This window comes from Butyrivibrio sp. DSM 10294, assembly GCF_028539135.1.
In the GTDB taxonomy this organism is placed as follows: domain Bacteria; phylum Bacillota; class Clostridia; order Lachnospirales; family Lachnospiraceae; genus Butyrivibrio.
In genome coordinates this window covers 81,671-99,282 of sequence record NZ_JANSWL010000080.1, presented here as the reverse complement: position 1 = coordinate 99,282, position 17,612 = coordinate 81,671, and the positions used below count along the sequence as shown (strand labels likewise).

Annotated in this window: 17 protein-coding genes and 1 pseudogene; 2 read left to right on the top strand and 16 right to left on the bottom strand. The window is 46.0% G+C overall.

What is annotated here, in order from left to right; translation table 11 throughout:
* Window positions 1-89 precede the first annotated feature (89 nt).
* A complete protein-coding gene (locus NXH67_RS12090) occupies window positions 90-626 on the top strand; it encodes a TetR/AcrR family transcriptional regulator (RefSeq protein ID WP_272797526.1) in 537 nt (178 codons plus the stop codon).
* Between the two features lie 245 nt (window positions 627-871).
* On the opposite strand, the gene NXH67_RS12085 is transcribed toward NXH67_RS12090, so the two are convergent.
* The gene (locus NXH67_RS12085; RefSeq protein ID WP_272797525.1) at window positions 872-1,555 is read right to left on the bottom strand and encodes an HAD family hydrolase; all 684 of its coding nucleotides are present in this window, start codon (window positions 1,553-1,555) and stop codon (window positions 872-874) included.
* Between the two features lie 144 nt (window positions 1,556-1,699).
* Here NXH67_RS12085 and NXH67_RS12080 point away from each other — a divergent pair, with 144 nt between their 5' ends.
* Complete coding sequence (locus tag NXH67_RS12080; RefSeq protein WP_272797524.1) at window positions 1,700-2,074, top strand: YccF domain-containing protein; 375 nt, start codon at window positions 1,700-1,702, stop codon at window positions 2,072-2,074.
* 63 nt (window positions 2,075-2,137) lie between these two features.
* Here NXH67_RS12080 and NXH67_RS12075 read toward each other — a convergent pair.
* The 15 genes and pseudogenes from NXH67_RS12075 to NXH67_RS12005 all read right to left on the bottom strand — a co-directional run.
* Window positions 2,138-2,488 (bottom strand): annotated as a pseudogene (locus tag NXH67_RS12075) (flavodoxin); the annotation flags it as partial.
* 28 nt (window positions 2,489-2,516) lie between these two features.
* On the bottom strand, window positions 2,517-2,735 hold the full coding sequence (locus NXH67_RS12070; RefSeq protein WP_022776963.1) for a hypothetical protein: 219 nt from the start codon (window positions 2,733-2,735) through the stop codon (window positions 2,517-2,519).
* A 79-nt stretch (window positions 2,736-2,814) separates the two neighbouring features.
* Window positions 2,815-3,327: an RNA 2',3'-cyclic phosphodiesterase gene (gene thpR, locus NXH67_RS12065; RefSeq protein ID WP_272797523.1), complete on the bottom strand. Its 513-nt coding sequence runs from the start codon at window positions 3,325-3,327 to the stop codon at window positions 2,815-2,817.
* Window positions 3,328-3,565: 238 nt separating this feature from the next.
* On the bottom strand, window positions 3,566-5,629 hold the full coding sequence (locus tag NXH67_RS12060) for an oxidoreductase (RefSeq protein ID WP_272797522.1): 2,064 nt from the start codon (window positions 5,627-5,629) through the stop codon (window positions 3,566-3,568).
* A 40-nt stretch (window positions 5,630-5,669) separates the two neighbouring features.
* Window positions 5,670-6,680, bottom strand: a complete 1,011-nt coding sequence (locus NXH67_RS12055) for a glycoside hydrolase family 5 protein (protein WP_022776960.1) — start codon at window positions 6,678-6,680, stop codon at window positions 5,670-5,672.
* Between the two features lie 111 nt (window positions 6,681-6,791).
* Window positions 6,792-7,637: a patatin-like phospholipase family protein gene (locus NXH67_RS12050; protein WP_272797521.1), complete on the bottom strand. Its 846-nt coding sequence runs from the start codon at window positions 7,635-7,637 to the stop codon at window positions 6,792-6,794.
* Between the two features lie 91 nt (window positions 7,638-7,728).
* Window positions 7,729-10,773 (bottom strand): EAL domain-containing protein, encoded by a 3,045-nt coding sequence (locus tag NXH67_RS12045; RefSeq protein ID WP_272797520.1) that lies wholly within the window; start codon window positions 10,771-10,773, stop codon window positions 7,729-7,731.
* A gap of 79 nt (window positions 10,774-10,852) precedes the next feature.
* Window positions 10,853-11,575: a CotH kinase family protein gene (locus NXH67_RS12040; RefSeq protein ID WP_272797552.1), complete on the bottom strand. Its 723-nt coding sequence runs from the start codon at window positions 11,573-11,575 to the stop codon at window positions 10,853-10,855.
* Window positions 11,467-11,970 carry a polyphosphate polymerase domain-containing protein gene (locus NXH67_RS12035; RefSeq protein WP_272797519.1) on the bottom strand — a complete coding sequence of 168 codons (504 nt, stop codon included), beginning with the start codon at window positions 11,968-11,970 and terminating at the stop codon, window positions 11,467-11,469. Before NXH67_RS12035 ends, NXH67_RS12040 begins: the two co-directional genes overlap by 109 nt.
* Before the next feature lie 159 nt (window positions 11,971-12,129).
* On the bottom strand, window positions 12,130-12,774 hold the full coding sequence (locus tag NXH67_RS12030; RefSeq protein ID WP_022776955.1) for an orotate phosphoribosyltransferase: 645 nt from the start codon (window positions 12,772-12,774) through the stop codon (window positions 12,130-12,132).
* 73 nt (window positions 12,775-12,847) lie between these two features.
* A complete protein-coding gene (nagA, locus tag NXH67_RS12025; protein ID WP_272797518.1) occupies window positions 12,848-14,002 on the bottom strand; it encodes an N-acetylglucosamine-6-phosphate deacetylase in 1,155 nt (384 codons plus the stop codon).
* A gap of 35 nt (window positions 14,003-14,037) precedes the next feature.
* Window positions 14,038-15,669, bottom strand: coding sequence for a HAMP domain-containing sensor histidine kinase (locus NXH67_RS12020; protein WP_272797517.1), 1,632 nt, complete (start codon window positions 15,667-15,669; stop codon window positions 14,038-14,040).
* A complete protein-coding gene (locus NXH67_RS12015) occupies window positions 15,669-16,373 on the bottom strand; it encodes a response regulator transcription factor (protein ID WP_022776952.1) in 705 nt (234 codons plus the stop codon). Before NXH67_RS12015 ends, NXH67_RS12020 begins: the two co-directional genes overlap by 1 nt.
* Window positions 16,374-16,490: 117 nt before the next feature.
* Complete coding sequence (locus tag NXH67_RS12010; protein ID WP_022776951.1) at window positions 16,491-16,958, bottom strand: methylglyoxal synthase; 468 nt, start codon at window positions 16,956-16,958, stop codon at window positions 16,491-16,493.
* 64 nt (window positions 16,959-17,022) lie between these two features.
* On the bottom strand, window positions 17,023-17,598 hold the full coding sequence (locus NXH67_RS12005; RefSeq protein WP_022776950.1) for a histidine phosphatase family protein: 576 nt from the start codon (window positions 17,596-17,598) through the stop codon (window positions 17,023-17,025).
* Between the last annotated feature and the right edge of the window lie 14 nt (window positions 17,599-17,612).

Below are 17,612 nucleotides of genomic sequence, written 5' to 3'. Positions count from 1 at the left end.
CAGCTCGATGAAACAAATGTATCATAAATTCATTGGTGATACAAGTGTTTCAGCAAAATGATACATATCCGGGAGGTTTGTTTCATCGCATGAATATGAACAATGAACAAAAAAATACATATGTCAAAAAGCAGATCCTAACTGCGCTTCTTGATCTTCTGAAGGAGAAGCCTCTCTCCGATATTTCTGTTAGCGAACTAACAAGCAAAGCCGAAATCGGACGCGTCTCTTTTTACCGCAACTACCAGAACAAAGAGGATATTCTGAAAGAAGAGTCGGACCGGCTCATTAAGGAATGGGGAAAGCTATATGAGTCTAACCCCGAATCAACGCCGGAGAGTTTGTTCCCCTCATTATTCGATTTTTACCGTGATCATAGAGAGTTTTATACCATTCTCTATAATGCAGGTATGTCCTCCATCATGATGGAAACCATAATTAGCACCATTCAGATAATGCCTGAAATGCCCAACCTTGAAGCATATATGAAATCTTTTTGGGCATATGGCATTTACGGATGGATGCTGGAATGGATCAAACGCGGTATGCAGGAAGGTGGCAAAGAATTAAAAATTCTCTTTAGCCTGACACACCAAGGCAATGAAAGCAGCGGTAATATTACATAATGCTTCCGCTTACTTGAATCCCCTTGCTGAGGATCCCAACCGGATGCTCGCCTGCAATTATATGAAACTCATTGCGGTTTGCCTTGCCACTAAAAATGTGTTCATCAAAGAAAAGAGCAGTCATTCTGCTTAAGAACAACTGCTCTTTATGTAAAAAAATTGGTGTAAATCTATGTGATTTTATGTAAAATTACGTGAAATAGGCAATTCCGGAGATATCATAGTTATTTTTATACTAATCTCTGTTACTCACTGTCAACCGCCTTCAAAATATCCTCCTGCGTATATGCATGTTCAAAGTCATCAAGCTTGTAGCAGGGAATATGCGGCTCAAAGGCCAGATCAGCAAAGTACTGTGCCTGAAGGCATTTCATTCCAAGGTCTCTGGCAGCAAAGAGCTCCTTTGACCCACCATCTCCGACAAACAGGCATTCCGAGGCAGTAACTCCAAGCTTATCCATTGCTTTCTTATATATTTCATGATCAGGCTTACAGGTTCCCTGCTCGTATGAGAGCATTGCTACATCTAAGTAAGGGAAAATTGAGCTTTTTCTGATAACATCAGCCTCATCGGAATAACAGTTGCTTATAAGGCCAATCTTAATGCCTCGTTTCTTAAGTTCCTGTAAAAGAGCTATGGTTTCTTCGGGAGTTCGTTCAAATATCCCTTCAAGGTTCTTTCTTCGCTTATCTGCGATAAGCTTAACGGATTCCTCGCTGTAGGCCACAAGCATTTCAAGGGTTGTTTTAATTCCTTCCTCTATTGTGCAGTTACCGCAGCTTCTGTCATGTTCTGTGGTATGCCATGCATTTTTGTAATCAGCGACCTCGATCTGTAAGTCTGCCGCCATATCTTCACTAAAATAAGTATCACCGGAAAACATTGAAACGAGCGTTTCAAACATGTCAAATATTACAGCTTTAATCATACACACCTCTCCTCATTCATATAAACATTATTCAATGCTTCCCGATTATTTTACCATGTTAGAAAAAAAATTTTGCCATAGTGTATAATTAATTCGTATATATAATCGGCAAACAAAATGTGGAATAAAAAGGAGAATAATGAAATGAGAATATTAGCAAATTTACTTTGGATATTATGTGGTGGCTTCATCAGCTGGTGTGCATGGATGATCGCAGGCCTTCTGTGGTGCGTTACAATAGTTGGAATTCCTGTGGGAATGCAGTGCTTCAAGCTTGCATCTATCTCATTTAACCCTTTTGGCAAAGAAGTCGAGAACGAAGGCGGATGCTTCTCATTCCTGCTTAATTTTGTCTGGTTCCTCGTAAGCGGAATCGAACTTGCATTTATCAACTTTGTAATCGGATGTCTCCTCTGCATCACTATTGTGGGAATTCCTTTCGGAAAGCAGTTCTTCAAGATTGCAAAGGTTGCACTTATGCCTTTCGGAACAACTGTACGCAGAGTACATTTCGCATAAATATATATTTGGGTGTGTAAAAAGGCCTTCAGGTTTCCCTGAAGGCTTTTTCAATGCTAATATTCATAGTTCTGCTGCGGAATGCACGAGCTTGGCATCGACTGATGCAGCTCCCGGAAGTGATGGTTCAAGCTTCTCAGCTGTTTTGCCTATTCTGCTGCCACCGGATGTAGCAAAGGCATGGATGGTCTTACCCTTCCAGTCATAGTCCTTGCAGAATGTGTATACCACTCTTGGCGCCTGGCCATACCAAATTGGAAAGCCAATGTAGACAGTATCGTAACTGTCAAAGTTCTCAATGGTGCCCTTAACAGGAACATCCTTCCTGGCAATCTGCTCTTTGTTGCATCTTGCAAGCGGATTGGTCCATTTAATATCTGCAGCAGTATAGGGCTGCTCAGGAACGATTTCAAAAAGATCTGCGCCGCCTTGTTAAACCACATTACTTTTTGAATAACCCACCTGCAATATTCTTGATATCATTCAGATCAAGCTTACCATCTGCCACAGCGGACTGGACTAACTTGATATCTGCCTCGCTGACGTCGATGTTAGCTTTCTTCAGCAGGTCTTTTGCCTGAGCCGGATCGGCCTTGGCGATCTGAGCCATGAGTTCTTTGTTGCCATTGATCTGTTTGAGTATTGCTGCGATGTCTCCCATTTTTGTACCTCCTCCAACAATATAACGAACTGTTACACCTATATTATATGCTCAGCATAAAAAAAGAACCAGCATCAAATCAAAACGCCCTCACATACCCAATCTCCGTATAGACCATACCGCGGCGGCCCTGCTCGGATTTCATCAGGGATATGCCGTTTACCCGCATTTTTTCATGCATAGTCCCATCATACCCCATCGGAATATCCTTGGCTCCGCTGGCCCGTCTTACAAGAGTTATATGGGACACAAATTTCTTTTTATCAAAATCGATGTCGTTGTCGGCGAGGGCGTGTCTAAGGCGCTTGACGTAGTCGTTTAGGTCAGGATTGTCTTCTATATTGGCGAATATCATGTCTTTGAACCGCCTCATTCCTGATAGCTGCAGGGTAAAAGATCTGAGGGGAACATCCCTCATTATCTCTTCAATCTTTTCCGGTTCGTCGCTCTCACCGATGAATACAAGGGTCATGTGAAGGTTCTCTTCACGGGTGAAATTGCCGTTCACGCCCCATCTCATGAGATCGTCCTGCATTTCAATAAGGGCATCGGTCATGTTTTCGTCAAAGTTAATCGCTATAAAAAGTCGCATAGGCATCTCTTCTCTCAAAGCAAATGATTCCCTGCATCAATCTGTCTTCCCTCAGGCAACTGCCCTCGTCTTACGTGACATGGGATCGATCAGGATTATGACATACAACAGTACCAGCGCAAAAGATATAACTCCGAAGCACATAATAAATAAGTGCATTGGTCAAAAAGGAACTTGCTGCGAATAGCACTAACTGTTTTCGGGAATTGATCACATTAAATAACTTGAGGCCTATTGTTCAGATTCTCATGGCAACTTCATAGGCTCGCCATATAACGCTGCGAAGATTACCTACTTCTTTGCAGTCGCCTACGTAGTCCATGTTGCTGGTCTTCTCATTCTCTTTGACAACGGGGTTGGGGATATATCCTACGCAGCTGATAACGCTGTCGCAGTCTATCCTGAAACTGTCGCCCTTTTTGTCATTGCAGATGATATAACCGTCCCAGACTTCGCTAAGTCCGGTCTCAAGATGCACCTCTACATTATGAAGTGCAAACCACTCCCTGAGGTATGAACTATTGGCAAGACATACGCCCTTCTGGGAAATGAGGTCGTCCTTCATCTCCACGATAATGGGAGTCTTGCCCTGAAGAGCCAGCTCATAGGCTATCTCACAGCCTGAGAGACCGCCGCCTATGATCGCAACTCTCTGTCCAACTTCCCTGCCCCTTAGATAATCACAGGCTTCGATCATCTTCTCCTGACCGGGAGTGTTGCCAAGAAATCTTGGTTTGGCACCTGTTGCGATTATTATGTCACTTCTCCAGAATCTGCCCACGTCCTTGATGGGAGTGTTCAGATGAACTTCTATGCCAAGCTCCTCCATCTGTCTGCGATACCATTCAAGGAGCTCGCGGAGCTTCCCCTTATAGGACTCTGCGCTGGCTGCGATAAAGGTGCCGCCCAGCTCTCCGCTCTTCTCATAGATCACAGGTTCATGGCCTCTTAGCTTAAGAACTCTGGCAGCTTCCATGCCACCTATTCCGCCGCCGATGACGATGACCTTTTTAGGGTGCCCTGTCTTTTTGATATGATGCTTGTCCTTCTGCATGGTCTCGGCGTTAACAGCACATCTTGCAAGATGAAGACTATCATAGAGATCCTGGTCGTTGGGGACTCCCTTGTAATGACACATGTTAAAACAGCCGTTGTGGCAGAGAATACAAGGTCTGATATCCTCGCTCTTTCCGGCCATCAGCTTGGTAACCCACTCAGGGTCAGCCAGGAACTGCCTTGCAAAGCCCGCTCCGTCGATACTTCCCTTGTCCACTGCATCTGCAGCAACCTTGGGGTCCATCCTTCCGGCACAGACCACGGGAATATCCACGTGCCTTCTAAGAGCCTCCACGTCGGACAGATTGCAGTTCTCCGGCATATAGATAGGGGGATGAGCCCAGTACCAGGCGTCGTAGGTTCCGTTATCACAGTTAAGCATGTCGTAGCCTGCGTCCTGAAGGTACTTGGCAGCCCTAACAGACTCCTCAAAGTCTCTTCCAACTTCCTCGTACTCTTCGCCGGGAAGTGCTCCCTGTCTGAAGCCCTTGGTCTTGGAAATCACACTGTAGCGCAGGGATACAGGATAATCCTTACCGCATACTCTTTTAATCTCCTGAACTATTTCCACCGCAAAGCGATATCTGTTCTCAAAGCTTCCGCCGTACTGATCGGTTCTCTTGTTGACATATCCAAGAGTAAACTGATCAAGAAGATAGCCCTCATGTACAGCATGTACCTCTACTCCGTCAACTCCCGCCTCCTTAAGAAGCGCAGCGGTCTTGCCGAAGGCCTTAACAAACTCCTGTATCTCGGCCACCGTCATCTCCCTGGAGGGGAGTTTGTCCGACCATCTGTTGGGAGAGGGACTGGCACTGGCGGTTATCTTGTCAAGATCCATGACGGGCCTCGATAAAACCCTCAAAAAGCCATTGTTATACAGCTTCTCCATCATGGGACTGACGGTAAAGGATCTGCCAAAGCCCGCTGTGAGCTGCACAAAGAGCTTGGCTCCGGTGGCGTGGAATTTTGGCATCCACTCCGCCAGATCCTTGTACATCTTTTTATTCTTATGGAGCCACTGGCCGTACATGGGATTGTAGACCGGCTGGCAACCGGGAAGAAGAAGTCCCGCGTTATTTTGGGCAACCTCCAGGATAAAGTCTGCACCGGCCTCGTCGAAATGATTCTTTTCCATCCAACCGAAAAGATCCGTTCCGCCCATGGATGTCAAAACTATTCTGTTCTTTATCTCCACATTGCCGATTTTCCAAGGTGTAAATAGAGGTTCCAAATTTTTATCCATAGTAAATGTAAGCTCCTAAGCTTATTCCATTTTTAATATTTTAGAAGAAGCACTTCTGTACTGTGTCTCCGAAGTCCTTTTCCTTGTAATTCCAAACAGCGTGACCGATATTGTACTTATTAAATACGCTGTGGATATCATCAAACCATCTCTTGGCGGATTCTGTATCGGCAAGCTCGATTACGCCGTACTCTCCGCAGTAAAGGTTAACATTCTCTTTCTCAGCAGTCTCAACAGCGGGAACAAAGATGCTCTCGAAGTAGGAAGGTCCAATCTCTGTGATCTCGCCTCTGTTGATGGCATCTGCCAGGGCAGGTGACAGCTCCTTGGATTTCTCTCTGTACTCATCAAGGCTGCCGGGATAATCAACCACCAGGTCCTTAGGCATGTTCTCAACCCAGAAAGCTCTCTGATGAGTAAAGATGAAGGGCTCGTAGCAATGGAAATTGTAAACGATCTTGTCATCGATGGGCTTACCAAGAAGAGGTACGCTGGTTACGCTGTTGTAGCACACGCCACCGATGATGATGTAAGAATTGGGTGCGTACTGTCTGATGGCCAGGGAACACTTTCTTGAGATCTCGTTCCACTCATCCACAACCTTTGGTGAAACAACCTCGTTCAAAAGCTCGAATGCAAGCATATCCGCATCTGCGGCAAATCTCTTGGCAATGGTCTCCCAGGTCTTATAAAAACGCTGCTGAAGCGCCTCATCATAGAAGAACTTCTCCTTGCTTGCTCCTGTATCAAGGGGATCAAAGGAATAACCGTAGCACTTGTGAAGATCAAGTACCATATTCAGGCCGTTCTTCCTGCACCACTTGATGCAATTGGCGATATACTCATAGCCTGATTCAATGGGATCGCCCTCTTCAGTCTCGATTATCACGTAGTCAACAGGAACACGGACATGGTCAAAGCCCGCCTTCTTGATCTTCTCGATATCGTTCTCAGTAATGAACGTATCGAAATGCTCCTTGCTGTCGTCGTCATACTGGGAGAGCCATCCACCCAGATTGGCGCCAAACATAAATCCTTCAAATGTCTTCATAAATTTCCTCCAAACTTAATTCCATAAAAACCTCATTTAATACCCATTGTAAAGTATTGGGTCCTCCCCTTCAACCCAATATGCAAATAAATGCATAAAAAAAGCACTCCTTCATCGAAGGAATGCCTTAATCTCTTCCAATCTTGCGGTAGCAGCTGCCCTGCCCAGGTCATATACTCTCTGAAGCTCTGCCGGATCTTTCTCCACAGCGCCGATATGAAGGGGCTCTGCAGGCCTTAAAACAAATATCTCTCCGCTGTTTTCTTTTTCACGGACATAGCCTTTCTGCTCATTGTACATAAGATGGCGCTCCTGCATGCAGCGGACCATCTGAGGATATTTGCCGTACATAAGCTTTATAAGGGGCATGTACTTCTGTGGCTTTTTCACATAATCGGCTGGCTGGGTCTCAATAACCAGAATCCTGTCATAGCCCCTTCCCTCAAGAAACTTAAGCGGAATGGAATCGGACATGCCGCCGTCCAGATACTTTTTGCCGGCTATCTCCACAGGTCGGGATACAACAGGCATGGAGGCGGAAGCCTGAATCCAGGTTATATCCTCCTTCTTGCCGTCAATACACCTGTGATACTCTGCCTTGCCGGTTCCCATATCCGTAGCCACACAGTAGAATTCCATTGGACTTTTGGAAAAAGTGTCTATGTCCCACTTGTCCAGCTTGTAAGGAAGTTCGTCATAGCAGAACTCCACGTTGTAGATATCGCCGGTCCTGATCAGAGATGAAACGCTGTGATAGCGCTTGTCTGTACAATATTTTTTGTTATATCTGACGGCTCTTCCTGGCTGCCTTGATTTGATATTACAGCCAAAGGTCGCTCCTGCGGATACTCCCACCGCTCCATCAAAGGTTATGCCGTTTTCCATGAAGACGTCAAGAATGCCGCAGGTAAACATACCTCGCATAGCGCCGCCTTCCATTACCAGTCCTGTTCTCATGTCTATTCCCCTTTTCCTGACATAGAGCCATGATAACACATATCCTGTGGCCGGGGAAAGGCATAACCGTATATTCATGCAAAAATCATTTTTATACCTTAAGCTCTTTTTGCATCATCTTAAGTCGAACTTTGTTCTCATACATTGCTGCGTCGGCACGCTCAAATACAGCACTGACACTGGCATCGTTCTGATAATGGCTCATTCCCGCTGCCACTATTACTTTGCCGCCCTTCATGTTTTCCTCATTGCGGTCCTGAATAAGTTTCATCAGCTTATCAATCTTGCCTAGGCCATGACCCTGAACGATGACTACAAATTCATCGCCGCCCACTCTGAATACGGGACTGTGCCTGAAGATATCGCATATCAGCTCACAGCCGCTCTTTAGGTATTCATCACCGGCCTTATGACCGAGGTTGTCGTTGATCTGCTTAAGTCCGTTGATGTCACAAACCACTACTGCAAAATCCGTGATCTTGCGCTCATCGATAAGCCTGTCAAGCTGCTCCTCCACGTCTATGTAGGCATGTCTGTTCTTCACTCCTGTAAGAGCATCGAGATTGGCTTCATTGCGGGCCGCTGTCAGATTGCTGGCGTATTCAAGATCTCTTTTTACCTGGTCGTCGATATTTATAAGACCTACTATCAGCTGGCTGCCGCCTCTTTCAGATATCATGGCAGCCTTAATATTGGTATATCTGGGCTCGCCTCCCAGCATGATCCTGATATTCATGGAGAAGAACTTTTGCCTCTCCACACTTCTAAGGACCTTATCTCTGGTGAATTCCTTTAAGAATACATCAATGTCCTCGAGATAGACATTTTTCATTCCCGAGTGGCGGAATTCCTCAAAGAAATTGTCACCATTCATGCCAATACCGATATCTTTGAGCTGCTCACTTTCCACATATTTGTGATACTCTTCCGTATCGGGATCTATGGTATAAATAGCCACTATATCTCCGAAAAGGGCCGCCACTCTGTTGTAGGTAATGCGTTCCTCCTTGAGACGTTCATAGGCCTCCTGCTGCCTCTTTTGCGCATCGATATTGCTGACACCCAATATGATCGCATTTTTTATCCCTTTCGTGCTGGTAAGTCCCGCCTTCATATGAACATAGGTGGGCCAGCCCTTGATATACAGACGGCAGCTGTAGGTAAAGCTTCCGCTGTCCTCTATGCTCTTTATTACCTTTTCCTTTGAAAAGCTCTGGAGGAATTCATCCAGGTCTTCCTCAAATATCATATTTTTGGCAGCTTCCCGGGCTTCCTCAAAAAATCCCGAGCCATGCCTCTCATTTGAAAAATCAGCTCCGGCGGTCTTGGAGGAATACTCCACATAATTCTCCGTGTCCAGATCCACCAGATAAACATAGATATAGTCCGTGGAAAGGGCTGCTGCCATCTCGGAATAGGTAAGGCCCAGACCCTCATCCTTATCCTGGGCCACGCTTATGGCCACAAGGGCTAAGGCTGTAGTATTTTTTACCGGATTCACAGTGAGTTCCCTGATAAAAAGATGCGCGGTCCTGCCATCAATAAGACGCAGATCCATGATGACGTTCTCGCCATCCCTTGCGCATTTTATCAGGGCATTATGGAAGATAGCGCCGCTTTCTGTCTTGTATTGTCCTATGAAGAGCCGGCCATCCTTCATATATTTTGCAAAATAATCTCCGAATTCTTCTCTGAAGCTTCGGTTGGATCTGATCATGCTGATGGCTTCATCGTCCATTTCAAAAATGGCCATGGGCAGAGTGTCAAAATAGCTCTGGCTCAACTTTTCATCGGATTCCAGTGCATAGGAGATATCATACATATTTACCTTGCCAATGGTGGCATAGTAGTCGGATTCATCGGGATTCTCAAAGCCTATCTGAATTCCCTTTTCGTTTCTGTCAATGATCTCCTGAAGGGTTATGGGCTTTTCATAGTAATAACCCTGCAGCTTGGTACAGCCGATCTCCTTAAGGAACTCTGCCTGTTCCCTGGTCTCAACGCCCTCAACAACGGTCTCCAGTCCAAGGGCTATAGGGAGCTTCAGGATCTCTGCCATGATAATCCTGCTCTCTTCCCCGCTTCCAAACTCTCTCATGACCTGCATGTCAAATTTGATGGCGTCAAAATGAATCTTCTGTAAAACAGCAGGGGATGAGTGCCTGTCGCCAAAGTCATCCATCCAGACCTTGAACCCCAGATCCTTAAATCTGTCCACCGGGTCCTTGATAAAGTTAACGCCATTGGCCACAGTCCGCTCTTTTATCTCAATGGTGATCTTATGGGTGTCGATGTCTGCTTCGTCCAGGAGCTTTTTTATCTCATCCACCATGTTGCAGAAGTAAAAATCATAGCCGGATAAGTTTATTGTCTGAGGCACCACATAAAGGCCTGCCTCTTTCTGAGCCAGCATCTTTTTGACAACCTTCTTTGCCACATGGAGGTCTAATTTATGAATGAGCTTGTTCTCTTCGAGTATGGGGATGAATTCATCAGGATAGAATACTCCCTTTTTGGGATCGATCCACCTGGAAAGAGCCTCCTCATCGGAAACTTTGCCGTTGGCCGCACGAATGATGGGCTGATATAGGATGTCTATCCAGCCTTCTTTTAGAGCTCTGTCGAAATTCTCCAGGATATACTGCCTGTTCTCCTCTTTTTTCAGCATCTCCCGGTCAAAAAAGCTTGCGCCTTTTTGATAATGATTCATTCCAAAGGTCAGCTCCAGGGACTTCTCAAAATTCTCCCCGGTCTCTTCATAGGAGCCCTCATCTGCAAAGGTTACCACCGAAAGTCTGATTCCATCTCTTTCTTCATGCTTACCGATGGCTCTTATTATCCTGTATTCATCGTTTTTGAAAAATCTGTAGATTGTCCGGAACTCTCCGCCTTCACTTTCGAATCTTAAGATATCTTCGTAGATCCTGGGAATGTCCTCAGGGTGGACATCACGGTATATGCTGTTGCTCAAAAGTTCAAAGGCTTCACCCATATCTTCGAAGCCCAGCATCTGACAAAAGCCCGCAGAAATAGCTATAGTCGCAGCCTTACCGTCGATGTACTGATACACGGCCATGGGAATGCAGCTACTTGCTATTAACTCCGATTCTGCTTTGCTATACCGATATTTTTCCATGATAAAACCTTTCTCTGTATAATATTATACAAAGAAAGGTTTATTAATTGTCGCTTTTGTATGTATTTTTATAATTTTTTTATCTTCTGCCTCGATATAGCAATGCAAACATCATTGCAAGAAGAAGTGCTGCAGCGCTGACGCCCAGATAGATGTAGTTCGTGGTGTTTCCTGAATTCATTCCGCTGAAATCGCCGGGAAAATCACCACCTCCGGGAAAGTTATCTCCACCTGAAGAACTGTCTCCGTCTGTGGAACTATCACTGCCTGGGAAATCTCCGCCTCCTGGGAATCCGCCTCCTCCGGGGAAGCCACCTCCGGGGAATCCGCTACCTGACTGGGTGTCTGATTCATTGCTGTCCTGGTCGCTACTATCCTGCTTGCTGCTATCAGGGCCGTTATTGTTCTGGTTGCTGCTGTCCGGTCCCTTCTTGTCGTCGCGGTCGCCGCCACCTCTGCCCATGGAGCCCAGGTCAGAAAGTTTGATGGAAGATGCGTCTATAAGCGCTGCCGCGTTACTGTTTTGCTCCGAATCTGTGGAGCCAATGGCTCCATCAAGCTGTCCGCTGATGCTCTGGCACCTGAGTTCCACGAAGGTGCTCATGGTGCTGACAGCCTTCTCAAATTCTTCATAGGTGCAGAACTTTGTGGGGTCTCTGTCCACGTAGTCTTTGATCATCTCATAGGTATCAGTCACAAGGTCGGAGAGATATCCGTTTGTATAGAACTGATCAAGGAACTCCTGATAATACTGTAGATAAAGGGCTCTCTGGTATAATCCACGATTACCTTTGGTTCCAATCTCTCAGATACCATCCTGGAATACAATTCCCGAATAAGCTCATCCTCACTATCCTTCATCCACTGAATATCCCCGTTTACAATACTTCCTGCCTGTTCTTCACAAAGATCCGCGTAAGTTTTGCAGCCAAGGCCACCTACTTTGCACTTCTTTTCCAGATGAATAACTGATCTGTCGCCGTTGTAATACCTTATTCGGAATTTAGCTCTCCGGCTGACACCGCTCTGTTTTTCCAATAGCGCCTTGTCCGTGGGAGTGTCAAAATAAAGACTTCGAATCAAATATTTACCATCTACAGCATGTCTGTCCGGCTCCGCCACTGCGCGAAGTCTCTGCCTTATGGTGATCATGTCCGCCGTTGTGATCTCATGCTTTAGTTCATGTCTGTATTTCACAAAGCAATCTCTCCTTCCTGATGTTGTTTTTTCAGTCGAAGACCATTCTAATCGTCTTACCTAAAACCAGCCTAAAAATACCAAAAAAAGACAGCTACCCTTTATAAAAAGATAACTGTCTTTATAATTTCATTATAAACTTCAGAATTGCCGGGCGCCTTACCTAAGCACACTGTATCCGAAGCTGTTAACCAGTGCATCTATGGGCACTCCCTGCTTGCAGAGCGGGCAATCGGCAATATCATAGGATTCATAGCCCGGAATCTCCTCGGGATGGAATGCTGAAATAACAGGAAGTCCTGCTGCCGCCTTAACCGTACTGAATATTGCACAGGCGCCGGTGATCTCAGCTCCGTAATATCTTACACCCTCAGCAAGTCTCTCCAGGGTACGTCCTGTTGTAAGGGATCCAAGAAGAAGTAATGTATGCTTGCCGCGAAGTGCCAGCTGCAGATTGTCACGGAATATGATCTGTCCATCTGATGCATACTCAGGAGCAAGAACATAGATGGTCTTATGAGCGTTGCAGTTAAGTACTCCTGCCTTGGTGAGCTCATCAGCCAGGTAAGTTCCGATAACCTCTGTTCCATCGGCACACACAATGGTGTCCACCGGTGTTGAAAGAGTATAGTGAAGCGCAAGGATATTGGCAATGCCATGAGCTTCATTACAACGGGTCTTCAGCGTACCGATTTCCATATAATGTGTTACATGGGAATGGGTCGTGGCATAGTGGCCCGGAATGATCTTAAGTGCTACATTTGAATTCATCTGCGCCGGTATCTTGGTATACTCACTTAACATGAATGTGTCCCCCTTTATTTAATATGGCATGGGTTTTCTGCTAAATATATAATAACACATTTTCGTACATGTTTTAGCAATAAATTGAACCGCGCAAAATAACCTTCCTGATCCTCAGCTCCTCATCCACAAGAACAGCATTTGCTACCTTCCCCTGTGCAATACTTCCGTAGCTGTCAAAGACGCCGATGGATCTGGCGGGGTTCTCTGTGGCTGCTCTTACTGCTGACTCCAGGGGAATACCCATCTCCTTAACAGCTGTCTTCATGCAGTCAAAAAGGTTGGTTACAGAGCCGGCGATTGTGGCAGGGTCAGAGGTAAGGGTTGCTTTGTTGCCGTTTACGGTGACGGCCTGGCCTCCAAGGCTGTACTGTCCGTCGGGAAGGCCTGTGGCCTCCATACTGTCAGAGATAAGAATGACCTTATCTGCTCCAAAGGTATCAAATACAAAACGCACCATCGCAGGGTGAACATGCACTCCATCTGCGATAAGCTCAACTTCAGCCTTGTTCTCAAGGGCTGCTATTATAGGGCCGGGCTCTCTGTGGTTTATTCCGGGCATGGCGTTAAATAAATGCGTCATATGTCTTACTCCGGCTTCAAAGGCCCTGACTGCAGTATCATAACCGGCACACATGTGGGCCAGGGAAATGCATACTTCTGAAGACAGCTCCTTGATAAACTCCATACTGCCTATAACCTCAGGAGCAATATCCACCAACTTGATAAGTCCTCCACTCCTGTCCTGCAGTCTTCTGAACATGGATACGTCCGGAAGGTGAAGATACTGGGGGTTCTGGGCTCCCAGCTTCTTGCCGCTGATAAATGGGCCCTCCAGATTGATGCCCACAAGGTCTGCACAGCCTTGTTTTTGATTCTCTGTCAGATTCTTGTTCTTCCAATCGGCGGCGTTATTCATTATTTTCCCAAGAATTTCTTCGCTGTAGGTCATGGTTGCGGGGCATATGGCTGTCACACCGTTTCTGGCCTCATATTCAGCGATTGCTGTAAGTCCCTCGGGATCAGCGTCGCAGAAATCATGTCCCATAGCACCGTGGAAATGGATGTCCACCAGTCCCGGAATAAGCCTAAGGCCTGATGCGTCCAGGGTCTCCTCCACGTCGGAATCAAAGCCCTCTCCATCAGTAAATATCCCGTCTCTGATATAAACTTCCTTCCGTACAAATTCGTGCTGCTCGGTATAAACCAAAGCTCCTGTAATCTTCATTTTTGCCGTCTCCCTATAAATGCCTTATATTCTCATTACAGTACTATCTCAAAAATGGTCTTTCCTTCTGCCTCAGCCTCATCAAGAAGCCTTATGGTTCCGCCGTGGGCCTTAACCACCAGGTAGGCTATTGAAAGTCCAAGCCCCGTTCCCTGTCCGCTGGTTCTTGACTCATTGCCCACAACGAAGGGCTTGAATACGTCTTTCCTAAGATTCTTGGGGATGCCAACTCCGTCGTCTCCAAGCCTTATGATTATCTTATCTCCGGCCTTCTTCATGGAGGCGATAATTGTTGTTCCTTCCTTGTTGGCCTTGATGGAATTGGAAATGATATTCTCAAATACTCTCTTAAGCTGCATCTTATCAAAAGAGTACATGATTCTCTCATCGGGAATGTCAGGTTCTATATTAAAGCCCACAAGCTCCAGCTCTTCATATTTAAGAGCCAGATATTCCCTGAAATACTCAGCTACATCCCCTGTCTCACGCACAAGTTGAAACTCCGGATGCTCCAGCTTGGAATATTCATAAAAGGTATTGATAAGCTCCGATAGTCCGTCTGCCTTTTTGCTAATGGTATCAAGATATTTCTTCTCATCCTCCTTGGGGATAAGTCCGTCTGCCACAGCCTTGGCATAGCCCTGAATAACGGTTATGGGAGTCTTAAGGTCATGGGAGATATCCGCCAGCATCTTCTGCTTCTCCTGCTCAGCGGCAGCTCTTTTCTTCTCACTGTCATGGAGCTCAGTGGACATCATATTGAAGGCGTCCGCAATCTCAACAAATTCCCTGGGACCTTCATAAGCAACAGTGGTATCGGTCTTACCTCTGGTGATATCAAGCATCGCTGACTCAAGGAGCTTAAGGGGTCTTCTTATGGTAAAAGAGATCCTGAATACGAATACCAGGATCAGGATAAGGAGGCACAGTGCAAAGGTAGATGATGCAATGATCAGGATTCTCTTATATTCCGCCCTCAAATTGGCATTGGAATAATTGGCATGTAGAAGAAGCGTCCTCTTTTGCCCCTTAGCGGTTACAAACTCGTACTTCTGCAGCACGGTATTGGGCTCACTTCCGCCATACATATACTCAAACTCGGTGTCGGAAATATGGGTTACCCCGTTATCCATCGTAGAGTAGGTGACATTTTTATTGCTGTCCAGGATCATCACTCCACTGACACCGCCTCCCATCGCCACAACCTCGCCGGTCCTGTTATCGATGGTGGTGGTTGCCAGTGAATACTTATGGATCACATATCCCGCAACCTCATCCCCGACATAGACCACATCGGCGCTGTAATAGCTGCCTCCGTCAATACTCTGGATGTACTCTATCTCTTCTTTATCGTAGGTGTTGTTTTTAAACAGGTTGCTGCAGTAGATGACATTGGCATTGGCGTCAAGGACTTCAATATAGCCGCCGCTGCCAAGACCTGCAGACACAGCCAGACGGTTGTAGCGCTCCCTCACAAGATTCTCCTTCTGACGGATCAGCTTGTATGGTCCCTTCTGGTCCTGGGCCCTGTTGATGGCAACGCCCACAGTCACATATATAGTTATGGTAATGAAGACCACCAGGAACGCAAACACCACGAAGGTTCCGGTGACCACAGAGTTCAGTGTACCTCTTTCTCTGGTAAAGGGTCGTAATCTTTTAGCCATCAGTATCTCTCAATCTTATAGCCAAGGCCTCTTACGGTCTTGATGTATTTGGGATTGTTTCTGTCATCCTCGATCTTGTCGCGGAGCTTACTCATATGGACCATAAGGGTATTCTCGTCGTTCTCAAAATATTCACCATTAATGTGCTCATAGACCTGAACCTTGGTAAACACTCTGCCCGGGTTCTTCATAAGTAGTGTCATTACCTTGAATTCAAAGGGTGTCAGGTCAATAGCCTTGCCGTTCTTGGTAAAAAGAACCTTCTCCACATCAATAGCAAGCTCTCCCACCTGAAAAACATTGGAGGGCGCAGTCTCACCGCCCAGCTGGTAAAAGCGTCTTAGAGCCGCTCTTACATGGGCAATTATTTCCAGCGGATTAAAGGGCTTGGTCAAATAATCGTCAGCACCTATATCCAGTCCTCTTATCTTGTCCTCGTCCTGAGTCTTGGCAGAGAGAACTATGATGGGAAGATTATGTTCAAGCTCCCTTGCTTTTTTGATCAGCTCATAGCCGTTCATTCCGGGCATCATAATGTCACAGATCACAAGATCAGGCTGTTCGTCCTGCAACAGGTCCATGGCCACAAGGCCGTCCTCCGCAGCGATGACTTCATAACCGTCCTTCTCAAGGTAGAGTCTCAGAAGGTCTATAATGTCTCTGTCATCCTCAGCAATAAGTATCTTATTTCTATTTTCGCTCATATTAACCTCTGTTTCTAAAAGTCACAAATAGACATATTTATTATACCCTAACAAAAAAATCTTTACCTAACCTTAACACAGTCAAAGTAGGTAAAGATTTAATAATTTAGTAAGTTATCAGAGAGTCTCTGCTCTGTGAGCGATGTTCTGCTGGAAATTGATCACTTCGTGGTCGTACTCCTCATCCATGAGACTGCTGTTGATCAGGAAATCAGCAGTTGCCTTGTTGTTGGCAAAAGGAATGTCATAGACCTGAGCGATTCTCATAAGTGCCTTGACGTCAGGGTCGTGAGGCGCAGCGGTAAGGGGATCTGAGAAGAATATTACAAAATCGATCTTGCCTTCTACAATCTTGGCGCCGATCTGCTGATCTCCTCCAAGAGGGCCTGAATTATAGCCGCGAACAGGAAGGTCTGTGGCATCGGTGATCATCCTTGCTGTTGTTCCTGTTCCGCACAGAAAATGTCTCTTAAGAACCTCTGCATTTGCCTTGCACCAGTCTATAAGCTCATGCTTCTTGCCGTCATGGGCAATAAGGGCAATGTTCTTCTGTCTGGGTATTGTTAATGTAATTGTATCTGCCATAAATATCCTCCACGATAAATTGATGTTTTTTAACTATGATATATGAACTGCCAATCTACTGACTCTACAGCACATCATCAACAAGAATATACTCGCCGGCAATTCTCTCATATACTCTTATCTCGCAGTTCTTAGGCCTTGGGCGCCAGACATATCCGGACTTGGCTCCTTCAAGATAGCCTCGTATGAACCTGATTATACCACCATGACAGGCGATCAGCACATTCTCATAATCCTTCTCCTCCAGTTCCTTAAGAAAAGAAGCGGTTCGCTGTATCATCTGATCCGTGGTCTCAACTCCCTTCGGTGCGGGAAAAAGCTCCGGAAACATCCAGTAGAGGCTCATGGCCGGGCCGCAGCCGTAGTAGCTCTTCTGCTCATATTTGCCAAAATCCGCCTCTATGATGCGCTCGTCCTTAATTATCTCACTCTCCGTCACACCGCCGATAATCTCAGCTGTTCTGACTGCGCGGATCAGTGGACTTGAGTATACTGCGTCGAATTTAATATCCCCGATCTTGTCCCTGGCTGCCTTAGCCTGGGCTACCCCCGTATCGTTTAAGGGTATGTCGGATCTTCCCTGCATTTTCCTTCCCGCATTAAGGGCGGTCTGGCCATGCCTTGTTACCCATATCTTCAATTTTGTTCCCCTCT